The organism is Sphingomonas hengshuiensis, assembly GCF_000935025.1.
Classification (GTDB): domain Bacteria; phylum Pseudomonadota; class Alphaproteobacteria; order Sphingomonadales; family Sphingomonadaceae; genus Sphingomonas; species Sphingomonas hengshuiensis.
Genome location: NZ_CP010836.1, coordinates 5,038,014 through 5,056,474, shown reverse-complemented (window position 1 = coordinate 5,056,474; position 18,461 = coordinate 5,038,014). Strand labels below are relative to the sequence as shown.

The 18,461-nt window shown below is 65.4% G+C and carries 19 protein-coding genes; 11 read left to right on the top strand and 8 right to left on the bottom strand.

The window, feature by feature from the left end; all coding sequences use genetic code 11:
* Positions 1 to 153: 153 nt before the first annotated feature.
* From TS85_RS23115 to TS85_RS23085, 7 genes are all read left to right on the top strand, one after another.
* Complete coding sequence (locus TS85_RS23115) at positions 154 to 1,605, top strand: 3-isopropylmalate dehydratase large subunit (protein WP_044335411.1); 1,452 nt, start codon at positions 154 to 156, stop codon at positions 1,603 to 1,605.
* A complete protein-coding gene (leuD, locus tag TS85_RS23110; RefSeq protein WP_044335410.1) occupies positions 1,602 to 2,225 on the top strand; it encodes a 3-isopropylmalate dehydratase small subunit in 624 nt (207 codons plus the stop codon). Before TS85_RS23115 ends, leuD begins: the two co-directional genes overlap by 4 nt.
* Positions 2,226 to 2,281: 56 nt before the next feature.
* Entirely contained in the window at positions 2,282 to 3,211 is a 930-nt protein-coding gene (locus TS85_RS23105) for a hypothetical protein (protein WP_044336885.1), read from the top strand.
* A complete protein-coding gene (locus tag TS85_RS23100; RefSeq protein WP_044335408.1) occupies positions 3,201 to 3,926 on the top strand; it encodes a DUF3108 domain-containing protein in 726 nt (241 codons plus the stop codon). Before TS85_RS23105 ends, TS85_RS23100 begins: the two co-directional genes overlap by 11 nt.
* A 241-nt stretch (positions 3,927 to 4,167) precedes the next feature.
* Entirely contained in the window at positions 4,168 to 5,424 is a 1,257-nt protein-coding gene (locus TS85_RS23095; RefSeq protein WP_044335407.1) for an MFS transporter, read from the top strand.
* 146 nt (positions 5,425 to 5,570) lie between these two features.
* Positions 5,571 to 6,311 carry a GntR family transcriptional regulator gene (locus TS85_RS23090; RefSeq protein WP_227698594.1) on the top strand — a complete coding sequence of 247 codons (741 nt, stop codon included), beginning with the start codon at positions 5,571 to 5,573 and terminating at the stop codon, positions 6,309 to 6,311.
* Between the two features lie 87 nt (positions 6,312 to 6,398).
* A complete protein-coding gene (locus TS85_RS23085) occupies positions 6,399 to 7,778 on the top strand; it encodes an MmgE/PrpD family protein (RefSeq protein ID WP_044335405.1) in 1,380 nt (459 codons plus the stop codon).
* Positions 7,779 to 7,840: 62 nt separating this feature from the next.
* On the opposite strand, the gene TS85_RS23080 is transcribed toward TS85_RS23085, so the two are convergent.
* Positions 7,841 to 8,677: an SDR family NAD(P)-dependent oxidoreductase gene (locus TS85_RS23080; RefSeq protein ID WP_044335404.1), complete on the bottom strand. Its 837-nt coding sequence runs from the start codon at positions 8,675 to 8,677 to the stop codon at positions 7,841 to 7,843.
* Positions 8,674 to 8,988 (bottom strand): REDY-like protein HapK, encoded by a 315-nt coding sequence (locus tag TS85_RS23075; protein ID WP_044335402.1) that lies wholly within the window; start codon positions 8,986 to 8,988, stop codon positions 8,674 to 8,676. Before TS85_RS23075 ends, TS85_RS23080 begins: the two co-directional genes overlap by 4 nt.
* A gap of 78 nt (positions 8,989 to 9,066) precedes the next feature.
* On the opposite strand from TS85_RS23075, the gene TS85_RS23070 reads away from it, so the two are divergent.
* From TS85_RS23070 to TS85_RS23055, 4 genes are all read left to right on the top strand, one after another.
* Positions 9,067 to 10,287, top strand: coding sequence for a class I SAM-dependent methyltransferase (locus tag TS85_RS23070; protein WP_044335401.1), 1,221 nt, complete (start codon positions 9,067 to 9,069; stop codon positions 10,285 to 10,287).
* Positions 10,287 to 10,646, top strand: a complete 360-nt coding sequence (locus tag TS85_RS23065) for a hypothetical protein (RefSeq protein ID WP_044335399.1) — start codon at positions 10,287 to 10,289, stop codon at positions 10,644 to 10,646. The genes TS85_RS23070 and TS85_RS23065 overlap by 1 nt, the downstream gene beginning before the upstream one ends.
* Entirely contained in the window at positions 10,643 to 12,043 is a 1,401-nt protein-coding gene (locus tag TS85_RS23060; RefSeq protein ID WP_044335397.1) for an FAD-dependent oxidoreductase, read from the top strand. The genes TS85_RS23065 and TS85_RS23060 overlap by 4 nt, the downstream gene beginning before the upstream one ends.
* Before the next feature lie 216 nt (positions 12,044 to 12,259).
* Positions 12,260 to 12,766, top strand: coding sequence for a c-type cytochrome (locus TS85_RS23055; protein ID WP_044336883.1), 507 nt, complete (start codon positions 12,260 to 12,262; stop codon positions 12,764 to 12,766).
* A gap of 42 nt (positions 12,767 to 12,808) precedes the next feature.
* Here the strand turns inward: TS85_RS23055 and TS85_RS23050 are convergent, their stop codons facing one another.
* The 6 genes from TS85_RS23050 to ppsR all read right to left on the bottom strand — a co-directional run bounded on the left by TS85_RS23050 (position 12,809) and on the right by ppsR (position 18,460).
* Complete coding sequence (locus TS85_RS23050; RefSeq protein ID WP_227698593.1) at positions 12,809 to 13,060, bottom strand: hypothetical protein; 252 nt, start codon at positions 13,058 to 13,060, stop codon at positions 12,809 to 12,811.
* Between the two features lie 5 nt (positions 13,061 to 13,065).
* Positions 13,066 to 13,548 carry a TspO/MBR family protein gene (locus TS85_RS23045; RefSeq protein WP_044335395.1) on the bottom strand — a complete coding sequence of 161 codons (483 nt, stop codon included), beginning with the start codon at positions 13,546 to 13,548 and terminating at the stop codon, positions 13,066 to 13,068.
* A gap of 6 nt (positions 13,549 to 13,554) precedes the next feature.
* On the bottom strand, positions 13,555 to 14,739 hold the full coding sequence (locus TS85_RS23040) for a geranylgeranyl diphosphate reductase (RefSeq protein WP_044335393.1): 1,185 nt from the start codon (positions 14,737 to 14,739) through the stop codon (positions 13,555 to 13,557).
* Positions 14,736 to 16,055, bottom strand: a complete 1,320-nt coding sequence (locus TS85_RS23035) for a BCD family MFS transporter (RefSeq protein ID WP_044335391.1) — start codon at positions 16,053 to 16,055, stop codon at positions 14,736 to 14,738. Before TS85_RS23035 ends, TS85_RS23040 begins: the two co-directional genes overlap by 4 nt.
* A complete protein-coding gene (gene chlG / locus TS85_RS23030) occupies positions 16,052 to 16,960 on the bottom strand; it encodes a chlorophyll synthase ChlG (RefSeq protein ID WP_044335390.1) in 909 nt (302 codons plus the stop codon). The genes TS85_RS23035 and chlG overlap by 4 nt, the downstream gene beginning before the upstream one ends.
* 66 nt (positions 16,961 to 17,026) lie before the next feature.
* On the bottom strand, positions 17,027 to 18,460 hold the full coding sequence (ppsR, locus tag TS85_RS23025) for a transcriptional regulator PpsR (protein ID WP_044335388.1): 1,434 nt from the start codon (positions 18,458 to 18,460) through the stop codon (positions 17,027 to 17,029).
* Position 18,461: the final 1 nt, after the last annotated feature.

Sequence of the window (18,461 nt, the reverse complement as noted above, 5' to 3'; positions counted from 1 at the left end):
CGCTGAATCGGCACCGGCCCGCTCCCCCGCCCGGCCACCCGACGACATTATTCTAGGGGTGGCCGGGCGGGGGAGCGGGCCGGTGCCGCCCTGTTTCAGCTTCACTGAAACAGAGTCCAGGATCGCGCGCCTGCGCGCGCCGGACGGTCGCCTATGACTCTGGCGGTCGAACGCCACGGCACCGCCCTGCACGAAGCGCGGACGCTTGCGGGCAAGATCTGGGATCAGCATGTCATCCGGCCCTTGGGAGGCCATATCGACCTGTTGGCGATCGATCGCATCCTGCTGCATGAACGCACCGGCGGCGTAGCGCTCAAGAGCCTCGACGAAGCCGGCCGGCGTGTCGCTGCCCCGGCGCAGGTATTCGCGACGATGGATCACATCGTCGACACGTTTCCGGGGCGCACGGATGATACGTTGATGCCCACAGGCAGGGCATTTCTCGAAGCCACGCGCGACGGCGCCCGCAGACACGGAATCACCCTCTTCGACCTGAACGACCCCGGACAGGGTATCGTCCATGTCATTTCGCCCGAACAAGCCATCGTCCTCCCCGGACTAAGCCTCGTCTGCCCCGACAGCCATACATGCACCCAAGGCGCGTTCGGGGCGCTCGCCTGGGGGATCGGATCGACCGAAGCCGAACACGCGCTGGCAACGATGGCGGTTCGCGTCGCGCGCCCGCTCGACATGCGGATCACGATCGATGGCGTCCTGTCGACAGGGATCGGCGCGAAGGATGTGGCGCTGCACATCATCCGGCACCTGGGGTCGGGCGGAGCCAAGGGACATATCATCGAATTCACAGGCAGCGCCGTCCGGAAGATGGACATGGAAGCCCGCATGACGCTGTGCAACATGGCGACCGAACTCGCGGCGTTCAGCGCGATCATCGCGCCCGACGACACCAGCTTCGACTATCTGGCGGGACGCGCCTATGCGCCGCGCGGCGCGCTATGGGATGACGCATTGGCCCTGTGGCGCACGCTGGCCACCGACGAGAGCGCGACCTTTGCCGCCGAACATCGCTTCGACGCCGGCGACGTCGTGCCGATGATCACCTGGGGTACAAGCCCGCAACAGGCGATACCGATCGATACGCGCGTACCCGCCATCACTGCGTTGGGACCCGACGACAGCCGGACCGCCTATGACAACGCCATCGCCTATATGGGCGTAACGCCGGGAAGCGACCTCACCACGCTGGCCATCGACGCGGCGTTCATCGGCTCCTGCACCAACAGTCGAATATCCGACCTGCGCCGCGCCGCTGCGCTCCTGAAGGGACGTCGCGTGGCGGTGGGGGTAAAGGCGATCTGCGTTCCCGGCTCCACCCAGGTCAAGCGCGCCGCCGAAGCGGAAGGGCTCGACCGGATCTTCATCGATGCCGGCTTCGAATGGCGCGAGGCCGGATGCTCGATGTGTTTCTTCGCCGGCGGCGAGAGCTTTGGCGCAAGACAACGGGTCGTCAGCTCCACCAACCGCAATTTCGAGAGTCGTCAGGGGCCGGGCACGCGCACGCATATCGCATCGCCCGAAACCGTCGCGGCGTCGGCCGTCGCGGGGCATATCGCCGACCCGCGCCTGCTTGAGATATTGCCATGAAACCACTCCTCTGCATCACGTCGCAGGCCGCGCCATTGCTGCGGGAAAATATCGACACCGATATCATCATCCCCTCACGGGAAATGCGGACCGTGTCCAAGACCGGCCTTTCCGACGGGTTGTTCGCGGGCTGGCGCTATATCGAGGGACGAACGCCCAATCCGGATTTCGTCCTCAACCAGCCGCAGTTCCGCGCCGCCGAAATCCTGATCGTCGGATCGAATTTCGGATGCGGGTCAAGCCGCGAACATGCGGTCTGGGCGCTCGCCGAATATGGCTTCCGCGTGATTGTCGCACCGTCGTTCAGTCCCATCTTTCACGCCAACTGCATCCGCAACGGCGTTGCGCCGGTGATTTTGCCCGAAAGCGATATCAAGGGGCTAGCGGCCCATGCCGACGCTGGCGAAGCGATCCGGGTCAGCCTCGAAGACATGGCCATTTCCGCTGCCGGCGAAAGCTGGTCCTTCTCGCTCGAGGACGAGCCGCGGATGATGCTGATGGAGGGGCTGGACGCGATCGAACTGACGTTGAAGCACCAGGGCGATATCGCGGCATTCCGGCAATCGGACGCGATGGTGCGGCCCTGGGTCTATCTGTCCGGGCGGCGGGCCTGCCCGTGAAACCCCCGCATCTTTGCAAAAGTCCCCTGCGCGCGCAGGGCAAGGGAGAATTGCCGGTGACGCTTCTCAAATGCGCAACGCATGTTGTGGCGAATATTACCGACGCAACCGAGCGCTTTTCGCGCTGGATGGACTATTGCCTGGTCGATCAGGGGGTGCTCTCGGACGACCTCGCGGCGGCCTGGCTCGCGCCTGCGAGCGCGGGGCGTCGCTATGCGATTATGGCGCCGGCGTCGGGAGACAGTGTATTTCTGCGCTTCGTCGAGGGGGACGAGGTCCCCGGCTATCTGCCGATCCGCACCTTTGGCTGGGCCGCGATTGAGCTGTGCGTCACCGACGTGATGAAGGTGAACGATCGGATGCTCGAATCGCCTTTCGAGGTCATCGGGCCGCCCAAGCCGCTGGACGGTTTCCCGACCGTTCAGCCCATGCAGGTTCGCGGTGCCGACCAGGAAACCGTCTACCTGACGGAGATATTGGTCGACGGCGCGCTGAACGGCCTGCCTTCGCCCACCACCTTGATCGATCGGCCCTTCATCATCGTGCTGGCCTGTCCGGATCTGCGAAAGACCGCCTTATGGGCAGAGGCGGTTCTGGGTCTCGAGATCACCGATCCCGTGGCCATTCGCTATTCGATGATCTCGCTCGCGTTCAACCTTCCGGCAGACGACAAGCATGCGCTGATCGGCGTGAAGTGGAAGGGAGAGACCTTCCTCGAATTCGATCAATATCCCGAAGGCGCAACGGTTCGTCCCTGCCATCCCGGCGCCCTTCCCCCCGGCGTCGCCATCTGCACCATCGAGCATCCCGACATGCAACGCCTGGAGGGGCATTGGACCTCTCCTCCCGTCGTCCGCGACGGACCGCTCTATGCCGGCCAGCGCGTCGGCGTGCTTCTAACCCCGGAGGGGGCATTGCTCGAGGTTATCGAGCGCCCGTGCCAGTTCAGTCAGCCAGCAGGAACGGAGACCCAGCATGAAGCATAAGACCATTAGCGGGAAGATTCTGTACACGTCGAAAAAGCCGGGACGCGAAGGGCAGGAGCGCGGCCGCGAGTATTTCACCTTCACCAGCCACGAAGACGGCAAACGCACGCTGCGCGCGATCTGCGAAATCGAGGAGCCGGATCCCACCGTACTTCGCGACATCACCTATAGCCTCGATGAAAACGACATGCCGATGGACTGTTTCGTCCGCCTGACGGTCGGCGATCAATTCATGGGTTCCGGCTGGATCCGCATGACCGAGGATGCGATCGAATGCGAAAGCTATGGGCCATCGATCGGCCGCGTGTCGCAGCGCGTGCCGATCGTCGGAGCCTATGACGGTTTCGGCACCCACCCGATCGCGGGCGATGCCTATATCACGAAGAAGGTCGATCGGTCTCGCGGGCCGCACCGCCGGGAATTCCGCGTATTCGTGCCCTCCCCGGACCACCGCGGTGCAACTCCGCCGCTGATCGCGGAAGCCAATATCCAGCTTGCCTATGTCGGCGAGGAAACCGTCACGGTGCAGGCTGGGACCTTTGACTGCTATCGCTACCGCTACAGCGACGAGAACGCGGGCATGGCGACCTCCAACGGCGCGCACCCCGAATATGATGTGTGGGTGACGGCCGACGAAGACGCGATCTTCGTCCAAGGCGGTGTCGGGGGATATATGCAGACCTGGTACGAACTCGTCGAACTGACCCGCCGCTAATATTGCCCCGCGGAAATTGGGAAGGGCCGGCGTCCGAAAATGCCGGCCCTATGCACCGTATCGCGGGATGGAGCGGCCATGCGCAAGCGAGCCACGCCGGACGTCGTACTCGAACCACCCGCCGGATACCCCCGCTTCGGCGAACGCCAAGAAGCGCTTGCGCCGCCTTAAATGGCATAGTTATATAACTATTGGTGCGGCGTCGTTGTCCGTTTGTCCCGAGCGAAAGACCTTGTCGACTATGACCGCGCTCACGCCGATACCATCTCAGGATTCGCCACGCGGATGGATCGTCGTCTTTGCAGCGATGATCGGCGTCGCTGTCGGACTCGGCCCCATCCCGTTTTACACGATCGGGATGTTCGCGCCCGAGCTGTCAAAGGCATTCGGCTGGAGTTTCGCATCGCTGATGGGCAGCCTTGCCGTTCAGTCGGCGGTCGTCATGGTCATGAGCCCGCTGGCGGGCTGGACGGTCGACCGCTTCGGTGCCCGGCGCGTGGCGATGATTTCGCTGACCCTGTTCGGGCTCGCCTTTATGAGCCTTGCGCTCAGTACCGGCTCGCTGTGGCTATATTACGGACAATGGGTACTTATCGCCATTGTCGGGGCGGGCACGCTTTCCGCCACCTGGACCCGGGTGGTGAATGGTTGGTTTGACCGCAACCTGGGAATCGCGCTCGGCGTCGCCAGTACCGGGACGGGAATCACCGGCTTCCTGATCAAGCCGTTTTCCGCCTGGCTGATCCTCGAATTCGGCTGGCGTATTGCCCTTGGCGTAATCGGCTTGATTCCCATCGTGATAGGACTGCCGGTCATTGCCCTGCTGTTCCGCGAACGAACCGGCGACAACTCGGCCAAGGGCAGCGTCGCCGAACAGCGCGAGATCGATGGAAGAACGGAATTCGGGCTGACGCTGGTCGAGGCCTTGAGAAGCCCCAGATTCTGGGTGATGGGGGTCGCCTTTCTGTTTGTTGCCTTCGCGCTGACCGCGCCCACGCCAAACCTGGAGAATATCCTTCGCACCTTCCATTTCGATTTGCAGACGATCGGTGCGATCACGGCATCGTTCGGCCTCGCCGTCATCGCCGGACGCCTGCTCGGCGGCTGGCTGCTGGACCGGATGTGGGCGCCCGCCATCGCGATGATCGTCCTCCTGATCCCCGCCACCGGTTCATGGCTGCTGGCGCAGCAGGAACTCACCATGGCGACCGCGTTCCTGTCCGTGCTCGCGATCGGCATCGGCGCGGGGTTCGAATTCGACCTTCTGGCATTTCTGATCAGCCGCTATTTCGGGCAACGCAATTACGGCACCATCTATGGCTGCTTCTACACCATTATCGCGCTCGGCGGCGGCTTGGGCCCGGTGGTCTACGGCTATGTGTTCGACCTGTACGGAACCTATCGCCTCGCACTGATGGCGGGCAGCGCGTGCCTGCTGCTCGGACCCGCGCTTTTCCTTCTCCTCGGCCCCTATCCGAAGTGGAACGGCGAAGACTGACCGCGCGTTCGCGCATCTGGACAAGCCGCACGTGATTTCTATTAAGCAGCATAAATATCTGGCCGAAGCCGTGGCAGGTTTGTACGCCCGCAAAAGGGTTCTACAGACGCCACCCGTCGGCCCGACGAACCGGTAGGAGATTTATTTTGGTCGATCGTGGCGCCGCGGTGCCTTTATATCACCAGATATTCCTTCAGCTCCGCGACGAGATATTGAGTGGCCAGCGCCCTTATCATAGCGCCATGCCCACCGAGCAGGAATTGTCCGAACTATTCGGCGTGTCGCGGATCACCGCCCGGCGCGTCCTGGGGGAACTCGCCCAGCAGCATTTTGTCGAGCGCAAGCGCCGACTGGGCACGCGGGTGGTGTTTCGCTCGCCCGGCAAGCCGATTGAGGCGAATATCGACCAAGCCGTCGACTCGCTCTTGGCCCTGGGCCAGGGTACAACGGTCAATGTCATTGAAGTGACAATGGAAAATGCCTCGCGAACGGTTTCCGACCTGCTGAAGATCCCTGCCGGCGAGCAAGTGGTTCGCGCGGTCCGTGTCCGCTGTCTCGACGGGGAGCCGATCGGGCATGTCGTCAGCTTCGTACCCGCGAGCCTCGAGAAGATCATAACCCGCAACACGCTCGTAAAGGCCCCGATCCTGAGGCTGCTGCACGATGCCGGGCGCCGGGCGAAGCACGCGGAACAGACGATTGGCGCCACATTGGCCGACACGAATTTCGCGGAGGCACTGGATATCGAGCCGCGCGCAGCGCTGCTCCGCATTGTGCGAACGGTCTATGACGAGGAAGACAATCCTTTCCTGCTCACCTTCGCGCATTATCGCGCCGACCGATTCAATATCAGGCTGGATTTGCAAGAGCCCGCCGCAGCAAGCTGAGACGCTGAATTGATATAGACATAATATATTTGACGCGCCCGCGCCCCCGTCGATACTCCCCTCGACAGGACAAAGGGGTCGCACGGAATGGTGAACGCAGCCGAACGTTTCGCGGAACATGCGCTGGCGACCGACTGGGAGCGGCTTTCCCCCGTTACGCAATCCGCGGCTCTGACCTTCCTGCACGACAGCCTCGCCGTCGGGATCGCCGGGCGCAATGCGCCGCTTGCCGACGCGTTGGCGGAAACCGTGATGAGGTGGACGGGCTTTGGCGGCTCCAGTTTCGTGCTGGGAAGACCCGGCCTTCGGGTGCCGGCGCCCTATGCCGCATTTATCAACGCATTCCAGATCCATGCCCAGGAATATGACTGCGTCCACGAACCCGCCGTCGCGCACCCAATGGCCACGGTCTGCGCAGCCCTGCTGGCCGAAGCGGGACGATCAACGCCCTGTAGCGGGGCGGATTTTCTCGCCGCCATGGTCGCCGGCGTCGATATCGTCGCGTGTCTGGGCATGGCGCCGAAAGGGCGGTTGAAGTTTTTTCGCCCCGCAACAGCGGGGATTTTCGGCACGACTGCGGCGCTGGCCCGGCTCCGGCGCTTCGATCGACAGACGACGGTCGACGCGCTGGGCTACGCGCTGGCGTTCGCCAGCGGGACCATGCAGGCCCATATCGAAGGCAAGCCGACGCTGGCGGTGCAGGTCGCGGCGGCGGCACGCTCCGCGATCGAGGCTGCGGACCTCGCGCAGGCCGGCTTCAGCGGACCAGCCGGCTCCATCGACGGCCCCTTTGGCTATCTGTCGCTTTTCGAGGACGATGTCGCGCTGGAGCCGCTCCTGGAATCGCTCGGTGCCCTCCGCCGGATCGAAGAGGTTAGCTGGAAACCCTTCCCCACGGGCCGGGCGGCCCATGGCGCGATCGTCGCGCTGCAACGCATGATGGCGGAACAGGGCCTTACCGCCGACAAGCTGGACCAGTTTACCTATCGCGCGCCGCCGCTGATCGAGCGGCTGGTCGGGCGGCGGCCCATACGCTCGATGGCGGTGCCCTATGCGCGCCTGTGTTTCGCATGGCTCGGCGCCATTGTCCTGACACGCGGCACGGTGGTGCTGGATGACTTCACCCCCGAGCGGCTCGGGGACCCCGATCTTTCCGCTCTGGCCGAGCGCATTGTCGTGGCGGCGGATGACAATCTCGACGCCGCAGCCTTTGTCCCGGCCGTGGCCACCGCAACCCTGAAGGATGGGTCGGTGCTGCGGGTCGATATCGATCGGCAGTTCGGGTCGCCCGAATGGCCCCTCAGCCGCGAACAGCATCTGGCAAAGGCCCGTGCCTGCCTCGCATTCGGCGGGGCAGAAGGCGTCGAGGCGGCACTGTCGGCATGTATCGATCATTTCGCCACACTGACCGACGTCGCCGCTGCGCTGACGGCAGTTCTGGAAGGCAATGCCGCAGCGGCGCTTTGAGGCTGAACGGGCAGCACACCGCCCGTGAAGCGCAGCACCGCCGTCGCGCGCGTCTCCAGCGGTCAGTGCGGCTCTTCGCCTCCGGAAACATTCATCGATTCAGCCGTGATATAGCCGGATTCGGGCTGGCACAGAAATGCCACGGCATGAGCGGTATCTTCGGGCAGGCCCGGTCGGCCCATCGGAATGCGGCCCGCCATATCCGCCATATACTGGGTCAGGGTCTTGCCCTGCCGCTCGGCGAAATATTGGTTCTGCCATGCGCCCAGCCCGGTCGTCACATGATTGGGGCAGATGTTGTTGACCGTGATCCCATGCTCGCCCAGCTCGATCGCCGCCGATCGCGCCAGCCCGACAAGGCCGTGCTTCGATGCGGTATAGGCCTGCGCACAGGCAAATCCGCTTTTCGCGGCCTGGCTCGCGATATTGATGATTCGACCGCCCTTTCCGCGGGAAATCATCCGCTCCGCCGCCGCGCGAAGGCCATAAAAGGCCCCGGTCAAGTTGACGTCGATCACGGCGCCCCAGTCGCCGGGCGTAACTTCCAGCAATGGCTTCATGATATAACCAATGCCGGCATTATTGACCCAGATGTCGATGCCGCCATGCGTATCGACCGCATGATCGGCCAGCGCGCGCACCTCATCCCAGCTCCGCACGTCGCAAAACGCGCTGGAAACGGGCACCCCCAGCGCGCTGATGTCCGCCTTGATGGCATCCATTTCCGAAAGCGTGCCGATCATGTCGTCCGGCGTCGCGCTGTCACGCGAGGTTCCGATGTCGGACAGCACAATCGTCGCGCCATCGCTGGCGAGCCGCTTCGCGATCGCCTCGCCGAGCCCGCCCCTGCGCCCCGATCCGGTGATGACCGCGACCTTCCCGGCAAGCTTGCCCGTCATTCCGCGCCACCGACCTTGCGCGTAACGATGAACATTGGGGTCGCCCAATCGCGAAACTCGGCCGCAATGCGCGCCATGGTTTCGGTCTTCGTCTCCTTGCCGAACACATCCATGTCGGCGACGTCGATGATCTCGACATAGTCATAGGGCGAAGAATCGCCATTCAGCAGGCCCGTGGCCTCGAACAGCTCGAAACGCTCCACCGACGCCAGCCCGTTGACGGTCGGAAGATCGGATGCGCGCGCCCATTTCTCATAGTCGGCCCGGGACTTGCCGGGCTTCAGGTTCAACAGCACGATAATGCGGGTCACGCGATTCTCCTATTGGCAAGATCGCCCCACAGGGGCATTATGGTATATACATATACCAATAAGTGAGGAAAGCGCCAAGTGTCACAGCCTCAACGGAACACGCCTGCCGCAGCCTATGAAGGCCCGCCCGATTATCGCGCGCTCGGGCACCACGGCGCTTTTCCCCAGGTCAGCCATGACGAGATCGAGCGGATCAATTTCCTCGCCCAGATGAACCGCCATCTTGCCGCGCGGGTGGTGCCGGGCGTGAAGTCGGCCTATGAAACGAGCGTCGAACCGGCATTCCGCAAGCGCCACGGCCGCCCGATCGCCGATCGGCATGAAGCGCGAAAGGCGCTGCTCGAACATCCCGCATTCAATCTATGGTCGGCGCTGCGCCGGATGACCATGGAACAACGCCAGCAGGCGGGACGCTGGACGGTGATACGCCAGCGCGAGGCTCTGGCCGAAAAAGTCGCCGATCTGACCCGCGATGACGACGCGCTGCAACTCGATTCCTCGGTAGCCGTTCCGCGCTATGTCGCCGCCGTCGACCATCATTGTATGCCGGGCAGCTACCATAGCGAGTATTTTGCCGGCGATGTCACCAACGGCGCCAATTACGACCATGCCGGCTTTGTCACCACCGCGGGCCTGCTCGGTCGCTATAATGACGGCGCGGGCAAGGCGGTGGTCGGCTGGGTGCAAAAGAACCTGCCCGATTTCCGCCCGCAGGACATTCTGGAGATCGGCTGCACCGTCGGCCACAGCGCCCTGCCGATCGCCCAGGCCTGGCCCGACGCCCGGATGGTCGGCGTCGATATCGGCGCACCGGTGCTGCGCTATGGGCTGGCACGCGCGAAGTCGCTGGGGGTGAACAATATCCGTTTCGTTCAGGCCGATGGCGAAGACCTGTCCCGTTTCCCGGACGAGAGCTTCGACTGGATTCAGACGACGATGTTCCTGCACGAACTGTCCACCACCGCCCTGGCGCGTATCTTCCGGGAGACCCGCCGCCTGTTGCGGCCCGGGGGCATCGTGCTGCACGTCGAACAGCCGCAATATACGCCGGACATGCCGATGTTCGAACAGGCGATGCGGGACTGGGACGCCTTCTACAATAACGAGCCGTTCTGGAGCCGGATGCACGAGATGGATCTCGATGCGGAAATGGTCGCCGCCGGCTTCGCGCGTCAGAACCTGATCCACGGCAACGCGACGGGCGTGGTGGATCGAGACTTGTTCCCCGACGCCGCGGAGGACGACACCGAAGACTATGGGCGCAAGGCCGCATGGCGCGTGATCGGGGGTATCGCCTGATGAGCGTGATGGATGCTCTAGCCGAAGCGGGCGCGAAGCCGGCCGGGAAACGGCCATGGTTTCTCGATGAAGAGGTCGAGACCATTTTGGCGATCACGATGGCAGTGGCGCAGGAACTGGCTGTCACCCGGCAGCGCGCCGACACGCTGGAACGGCTTCTCGAAGAAAAGAACCTCTTGTCACGGGAGGAAATCGAGACGTTCCGCCCGTCTGCCGAGGCGTCCGTCGAACGCGCGCTGGCCAATCAGGAATATCTCGCGCGGATCCTGAGGATCGTGCAGCAACGCAACGAGGCTGCGAAACAGCCGAACGACATTTCGTCGGAAGACGTCGGCAACGATCTGGCGGCCAGGTCTTGACGTTCGACGTCACCGTCCCGGTCCTGATCATCGGTGCCGGCGCGTGTGGCGCTGTCGCAGCGCTGGCGGTGGCCGATGCGGGGATCGCGCCCCTGGTCGTGGAACAGGATGACCGCCCGGGCGGATCGACGGGCATGTCGCAGGGCCTGTTCTGCGCCGCGGGAACGCTGTCGCAAAGGGAGCATGGCGTCGATGACGATGCGGCAATTTTCTTTGCCGACATCATGGCCAAATCGCGCGGTGGCGCCAATCCGGCGATCGCCATGGCGATCGCCGAACACTCCGCGCTGGCGCTGGAATGGTTGCGCAGCGCGCATGGCCTGCCTTGGGAACTGGATACGCGCTTCAAGGCGTCTTATGGCAACAGCCGGCTCCGCGTACACGGCTGGCCGGGGCATGGCGGGCTCGACATGGTCCAGTTGCTTCACCGTCGGATGGCCGATGCCCAGATCGACGTGCTGATGAAAACCCGCCTCGTCGATATCATCGCCAACCCGGACGGCGTCGTTCGCGGCGTCGCGCTACGCCGCGCCGACGGCGAGGTCGAGATGGTCGGTTGCGAAGCGCTGGTCCTTGCGTGCGGCGGCTTCGGTGCCAATCGGGCGTTGACCAGCCGGCACATGCCCGAAACCGACACGATCCGCTATAACGGTCACGAAGGCAGCCGTGGCGACGCCATCCTGCTCGGCCAGAAGCTCGGAGCCGCCGTTGGGGACATGGGCAGCTACCAGGGTTATGCGATGCTCACCGATCCGCAAGCGATTACGGTGCCCCCGGGAATCCTTCTGGAGGGCGGCATGATCGTCAACGCCGACGGAGACCGATTTACCGACGAGACGCTGGACATAGCGGGCATGGTGCATCCGCTGTGCCGCCAGCGCGACGCGCTCGGGTGGGTGGTGTTCGACGCCGAAATCGAACGACGGTGCGCGCACATCCCGGAAATCCAGGCCTTGATCGATCTCAAGGCTGCGAAAGCCGCCGACACGGTCGCCGATCTCGCGGATCGCACGGGGATGGACGCGGACCGGCTGGGCACGGCACTCATGGCGGCACATTCGGCGGCGCGAATGGGTATCGCCGACAGCCTGCGACGCATCTGGCAAAACGACGCCCCGCCACCGACTCCGCCATATCGAGCGCTGCGGGTCACGGGAGCGCTGTATCATACGCAGGGCGGCCTTGAGATCGATGCGGACGCCCGCGTACTGAAAGAGGACGGAAGCATAATGCCGAACCTCTTCGCGGGAGGGGGATCGGCGCGGTCGGTATCCGGTCCGTCCTCATGGGGCTACCTTCCCGCCATGGGTCTCACGACCGCGGTCGTCCTGGGCCATATCGCGGGCACTTCAGCCGCGAGGCTGGTCAAATCCTCGTCGGGAACGACTCGGCAATAGGTGACTCCGGATGCTGGCGTTGCGAGGCAGGCTAGACGAGCAATCGCAACCACGCGTGTTCGAATCCCTGGACACACAAGGGCGTCCGCAAAAAATTTTGCTGGATGCTCCGAGGTGTAAGGATTATTGGACAGTTTCGCGGCGGGTCGGCGCGATGCCCCAGATGCGGCCGCAGGAGAGAGGATCGGAATGATGCTATCGAAATCGATAACGCGCATGGGTCGAGTAACGCTGTCCGTGGCGGCATCCGCGCTGGCACTGGCTGCATGTTCGCAGGGAAGTGAAGAAAAGGCCGAAGCGCCGGTCGCGGCCGCCACCGAAGGCGCAGCGACGCCCGTCGCGGCGGCGCCGACGGCTGCCCCGGCACCCGCCGCCGACAACACCGACACGCTCACCGGCGTCAAGCTCGCCGCCTATACCGGCGATGCCGCGAAGGGCAAAACCGATTTCGTCACCTGCGCGACCTGCCATTCGGTCGATCCCGGCGTGAACAAGATCGGGCCGTCGCTCCACGCTATCGTCGGGCGCAAGGCGGGAACGATCGCCGGCTTCACCTATTCGGCGGCGAACAAGGACAGCGGGATTACCTGGACCCCCGAAAAGCTTTTCCAGTATCTGGAGAAGCCGCAGCGCGTGGTGCCGGGCACCAAGATGGCGTTCCCCGGATTCTCCGATCCGCAGAAGCGCGCCGACGTCATCGCCTATCTGCAGAGCCTTGGCTGATTCTTCGATCCGGCCCGGACGACGTCGCGTCGCCGGGCCGGATCATTTCCGCCGCGCGCGCGCCAGATCGGCGAGATGGACCGGGAAGGACAGCAGCAGCGGCAGCGAGACCCACTGCCACTCCATGCCGGTAAGCGCAGCCCGAAGCGCAACCAGCATCAGCGCGCCGGGCGCGAGCCGCAGCGCGGCGTCGGCAATGCTCCACCCGCCTCGAGTCGTCAGCCACAGCAGCTCGGCGGCAATCACCGCCAGCACCAGATCGACGGCGTGCCCGCTGGCAAAGAACCCCTGCATCGCGCTCAGGGGAAGGGCCCGTTGAGGTTCACGATCGTCATGTTGAGATATCCGGCAAAGGTCACCCACAGCAGATAGGGGACCATCAGCACCGCCCCGGTCATCGATCGCCGCCAGAGGATGACGATCAACGCCGCCACCGACAGCCATAGCCCCAGCACTTCGATCACCGCCCAGTCGGGCCGGTGCAGCCGGAAGAACAACAGGCTCCAGACGATGTTGAGGAAGCCGTTGAGCGCGAACATGCCCAGCAGCCATTCACGCTCGCGCCAGTTCGGCATCGCCAGCCAGCCAGTGACCCCGGCCAGCGCGGTACACGCATAGATCGCAGTCCAGGCGACGCCATAGGCCATCTCGGGCGGTGCCCAGCGCGGCTGCTTCAGGCTGTGATACCAGGGGCCGATGTCGGTGATCGTGGCACCGGCCACCGCCACTGCCATGGCGGCGAACCCGGCGATCAGGATCGGCATCAGCCAGGCGCGCCCCATCCCCGATCAGCCCGCCGTCTGGAGAAGGTGGCGCATATCCTTCGCGAAGATGCGCAGATAGGCGAGCGGGCGCGCATAGACGAGTCGCTTGTTCATGTAAGCCGGCCAGATCAGCTTCTGCACATCCCGGTCCGCACACATCGTCACGAAACGCTCCCGCCGCCGATCGTTACGGTACCAGAAATATTGCATGATCCCCAGAATCCAGAACACACTTCCATGCGCCCGCATGAAGCGCCGGCGGGCCTGGCCGAGCGCCTTGGGATTGCCCGAGCGCAGGAAGGCGCCGACCGCCGCCGCCGCCTCGCGCCCTGCCACCATCGCATAGTAAATGCCTTCGCCAGAGGCGGGCGCGACGACTCCCGCGGCATCGCCGGTGACCAGCACGTCGCGGCCATTGTCCCATTTGCGCAACGGGCGCAGCGGTATCGGTGCGCCCTCGCGGCGGATCGTCTCGCACCCCGCCAGCCCTTCGCGCGCGCGCAGCCGGGTCACTGCGTCGCGGAGCGCAAACCCCTTGTTGGCGCTGCCGACGCCGACGCTGGCGGTGTCGCCGTGCGGAAACACCCAGGCGTAGAAATCGGGCGACAGCGCCGCCTGATAGAAGACGTCGCACCGTCCGCGATCGAAGCCGGAGTCGTCTATCGCGGGCGATCGGATCACCTCATGATAGGCGAAGACGCACGGCATGGCCTCGGCCCCTTTCAACGTCGCGCGCGCGACGCGCGAGCGCGCGCCATCGGCGCCGATGACGCACGCCGCGCGGACGCGCCGTTCGGGGCCGCCGCGCGCCTCCGTATAGACCAGGATCGCGCCGCCATTGCCGTCGCGCTCGATCCGATCGAAGGTGCCGGTGCAGCGTTCGGCGCCGGCCCGTGCGGCGCGCGCGCGCAACCATTCGTCGAACGTCTCGCGATCGACCATGCCGACAAAGCCCTTGCCGACCGGCATGTCGACTTCGGTGTCGGAGGGCGCGATCATCCGGGCCGAGACCGCCCTGCCGACGATCAGTTCGTCGGGAATCGCAAAGTCCTGGATCAATCGTGGCGGGATCGCGCCGCCGCACGGCTTGATCCGCCCGCCGCGGTCGAGCAGCAGAACGCTGTGCCCCGCTGCCGCGAGGTCGGTTGCGGCAGTCGCTCCCGACGGTCCGCCGCCGACGACGACGCAATCATAGCACGCCTGCATCATGCGGGACTGCCGGCCAGGGCACCCCGCGTGCTGCACGAAGGCGCGCGGCCGGCGAGCGATGCGGCGCCAAGGAACAGCAACGCCTCGACCGCGAACACCAGGGTGAAGGTCTGCGGCACCGATCCGGTGAGCGCGCGCCCGGCATCGACGCCGACCGCGCCGACCAGCCCGCCAAGCCCGAACGCGATCGCCTGCGCCGCACCCCATACGCCCATGCGGACGCCTTCGCGCCCCCCGCTGGGACTGGCCTCGCCGCCGCCAGCCAGCGCCATCATCGTGCTGATCGCCGCGACGGCGAACACGCCATTGGCGAAACCGAGCAGCGCGATATTGGCGGCGAGCGGCCAGCCAAGGCCGACCTGCGCCGCCATGCACAGCCCCAGCAGCGCCAGTGCCGATCCGATGCAGCCGCCGACGATCCAGCGCCGCAACCCCGCCGGGCTGCGCCCACCGAACGCGGAGGCCCCGGCGCCGACCAGGATCATCCCCGCGAGCACCCCGGCGTGCTGCACGCTCGAAAGCTTGGTCGACTGGCCCGGAGTAAAGTCGAACAACAGCCCCGCAAAGGGTTCGAGGATGAGGTCCTGCATCGAATAGGCGCACATCGACAGGAAGACGAAGAGCGTGAAGCGGCGCGCCTCGCCATCCGACCATATCTCGCGCAGCGCGGTGGCGAAGTCGGTCGGCGGGGCGACTGCGGGCGCTGGCGCGGCGCCCGCACCCTCGACGCCCCACACCCCGACGAGCGCGAGCAGGAAGGCTCCCCCGGCAACGCCCGCGCCAACGGTCGCCAGCCGGGGCAGCGAGAAGGGATCGATCAGCGCACCCGCGACCCCCGCCGTGACGACGATGCCGGCGATCATCATGATCCAGGTGATCGACGCCGCCGCCGCGCGGCGCTCGGGCGCGACGCGCGTCGCGAGCAACGCCAGCAGCGACGTGCCCGCCGCACCGACACCCGCGCCGATCATCGTGAAGGCGAGGATCGCCAGCGCATAGCCCCAGGGCGAATGCGCCGCGAACAGGCGCACCGCCTCGATCGCCAGCATCGCGCCGAGCGCCAGTATCGCCATGCCGAGCACGATCCACGGCGTCCGCCGCTGCCCGCGATCCGAACCATGGCCCCATATCGGCCGCGACAGCTGGACGGCATAATGCCACGCGACCAGCCCCGCCGGGAGTGCTGCGGGAAGCGCATATTCGACGACCATCACGCGATTGAGCAGCGACGTCGCCAGCATCACGATCGCGCCGATCGCGCTTTGCACCAGCCCAAGCCGGACGATCCCCAGCCAGCCGAGCGGCGCCACCGTCACAGCCCCATCACTCCGCCCAGCCCGAATGCGGACGCCAGCATCCCGAACACGTACAGCGTCGTGCCCGTCGCGTTGTACCAGGGCGTGTGCGTGCGCGGGTCGCTGAGCAGGCGGCGCATCAGGATCAATTGCCCGAGCAGCAGCGCGGCGACGATTCCCGCGACGACCAGATGCCCCCAAAGTGCCAGCAACCCCACGACCACGAACTGCGGCAGCGCCATCACCGCGCAGGCAAGCCGCGCCGCGCGATCGACGCCGAGCACCACCGGCAGCGAGCGCAATCCGGTGGCGCGATCGCCCTCGACTGCTTTGAAATCGTTGAGCGTCATGATGCCATGCGCACCGACGCTGTAGAGCGCGAGGATGATCAGCACCGACCCCGACGGCAACGCCCCCGCCATCACGCTCGCCCCGGTGAACCAGGTCAGCCCCTCATAGGTCAGCGCGACGACCGCCGGCCCCCATATGCCGCTGACCTTGAACCGGAACGGCGGCGCGCTGTACCCCCAGGCGCAGAGCAGGCCGAGGCACGTCGCAGCCAGCACCCAGGGCCCGGTCACCGCCGCCAGCGCCAGCGACACCAGCGTCCCGACAATGGCGATCCGCAGCCCCCAATTGCCGGCGATGCGGCCCGAGGGGATCGGCCGCCCCGGCTCGTTGATCGCGTCGACGTCCCGGTCGAACCAGTCGTTCACCGCCTGCGACGTGCCGCACACCAGCGGCCCGGTAAGCAGGATGCCTGCGATCAGAAAGGGCCAGCGATCGGCGACCGGCACGCCCGAGGAGACCACCCCGCACATAAACGCCCATATCGGTGGAAACCAGGTAATCGGCTTGAGCAGTTCGAGGACGTCCCGCGCCGCGGGGACCGTGGCCGAGCTGTTTCGGGCGAGCGATCGATCCATGCCGCAAAGGCTAGGCGTGACACTCGATATCGTCAAATCAAATTGACACTCGCCGCCGAAGCGGCGTCAGTTCTCGCCCGAAATCAAATTCCCCACGCCGTGGCGGTGCATCTTCGAATACAGGCTCTGCCGGCTCACCCCGAGGATCTCGGCAGCCGATGCGCGATTGTTCGACGTGTAGGCGAGCGCCGCCTCGATGCAGAGGCTCTCGATCAGGTCGGTCGATTCGCGGACGATCTCCTTGAGCGACATCCGCCCGACCAGTTCGGTGAGCTGCTCCACCGAACGCGGGATGTCGCGCCGCGCCGGGGGCAAGTCGCGCAGCCGGCGTCCGACATTGCGAATCGTGAAGCCGTAGCAATCGCCGTTTGCAGTCGGCGCGACGACGCCGGAAACCTCGATTTCCTCCTGCGCCCCGGCCGATCCGCGCAGGATCGTGGCGACGTTGCGAACCGAGCCATGCTCGCGCAACTGGCCGCGGATCAGGTCGAGGTCGATCCCCGGTCGCCCGAGCCATGCGCCGAGATTCGCGCCGGCCACACGGTCCACCGACGGCATTTCGACCAGTTCGACGAACGCGGCATTTGCGGTCAGCACATTGAAGTCGCGATCGACCAGCACGAATGCGTCGGGCATCCGCTCGACGACGTCGCCCAGCGTCGCGTGCTGGCGATCCGCCGCGATCGTCGCATCGACCGGCAATGCGCGCACCAGCATCAGCGGCACGCGCGATTCGCGAAACAGCTGCGCCGATATCCGCGCCTGGCCGCGCCGATCGCGCAGGTTCACGGTGATCGGCGCAACCTGCTCGGCGGCTTCGGCGGCGCCGAGATGCGCGATGAAACGGTCGCGATCCTCGGGCTCCACGATCGTGGCGACCGAGGTGCCGGCCAGCGCACCCTCGGCGAGGTCGAGAATATGGTGCGCGGCAGGGTTGGCTTCGCGGACGATCCGGCTATGCGCGTCGACGATCAGCACCGGCTCGGAGGCGATGTCGAACAGCATCCGATAGCGCGTCTCGACCTGGCGCAGCCGGATATAGTCGCGCTCGAGCGATTGCTGGGTTCGCAGCAGCTGCTGCTGCATCACCGCGGCGCTGCTCAAATCGCGACCGATCGCGATCAGCCTGTCGCTCTCGCCCAGCGCCATCACCAGATAGCGGACCGGCACCTCACCGCCAGGGGCAGTGTGGTTGACTTGCCGCCAGCGCGGCTCGCCCCCGGGCGCACTGGCGGCGGCCAGCATTTCGCGAATTTTAGGGCGGCTCTCGACCGTTACGGTATCGATCCAGGCACCGCCGACCCACGCATCGAAGCCGCGATCCCCCAGATCGCCCTGGGCGATGGCGACGTCTAGGACCAGGCCTTCCGCCGTCAGGATCACGGTAAGATCGCCGACCGCGGCGAGCAGCGACGCAGCGGAGCTAGCCGACAAGGACCCCGGCGTCGTCCCCCCGACGGCAAAGGCCGTATTGCGGGGCTGGGTTGCAAGCTTGTTCATC

Bases quoted from the DNA above. Each gene is read 5' to 3' on its own strand.
- TS85_RS23065 (WP_044335399.1), top strand. From the start codon at position 10,287: ATGAGCGTGATGGATGCTCTAGCCGAAGCGGGCGCGAAGCCGGCCGGG.
- ppsR (WP_044335388.1), bottom strand. From the start codon at position 18,460: ATGAACAAGCTTGCAACCCAGCCCCGCAATACGGCCTTTGCCGTCGGG.
- TS85_RS23095 (WP_044335407.1), top strand. From the start codon at position 4,168: ATGACCGCGCTCACGCCGATACCATCTCAGGATTCGCCACGCGGATGG.
- TS85_RS23080 (WP_044335404.1), bottom strand. From the start codon at position 8,677: ATGACGGGCAAGCTTGCCGGGAAGGTCGCGGTCATCACCGGATCGGGG.
- TS85_RS23050 (WP_227698593.1), bottom strand. From the start codon at position 13,060: ATGCAGGGGTTCTTTGCCAGCGGGCACGCCGTCGATCTGGTGCTGGCG.
- chlG (WP_044335390.1), bottom strand. From the start codon at position 16,960: ATGGATCGATCGCTCGCCCGAAACAGCTCGGCCACGGTCCCCGCGGCG.
- TS85_RS23040 (WP_044335393.1), bottom strand. From the start codon at position 14,739: ATGATGCAGGCGTGCTATGATTGCGTCGTCGTCGGCGGCGGACCGTCG.
- TS85_RS23045 (WP_044335395.1), bottom strand. From the start codon at position 13,548: ATGGGGCGCGCCTGGCTGATGCCGATCCTGATCGCCGGGTTCGCCGCC.
- TS85_RS23085 (WP_044335405.1), top strand. From the start codon at position 6,399: ATGGTGAACGCAGCCGAACGTTTCGCGGAACATGCGCTGGCGACCGAC.
- TS85_RS23100 (WP_044335408.1), top strand. From the start codon at position 3,201: ATGAAGCATAAGACCATTAGCGGGAAGATTCTGTACACGTCGAAAAAG.
- TS85_RS23115 (WP_044335411.1), top strand. From the start codon at position 154: ATGACTCTGGCGGTCGAACGCCACGGCACCGCCCTGCACGAAGCGCGG.
- TS85_RS23055 (WP_044336883.1), top strand. From the start codon at position 12,260: ATGGGTCGAGTAACGCTGTCCGTGGCGGCATCCGCGCTGGCACTGGCT.
- leuD (WP_044335410.1), top strand. From the start codon at position 1,602: ATGAAACCACTCCTCTGCATCACGTCGCAGGCCGCGCCATTGCTGCGG.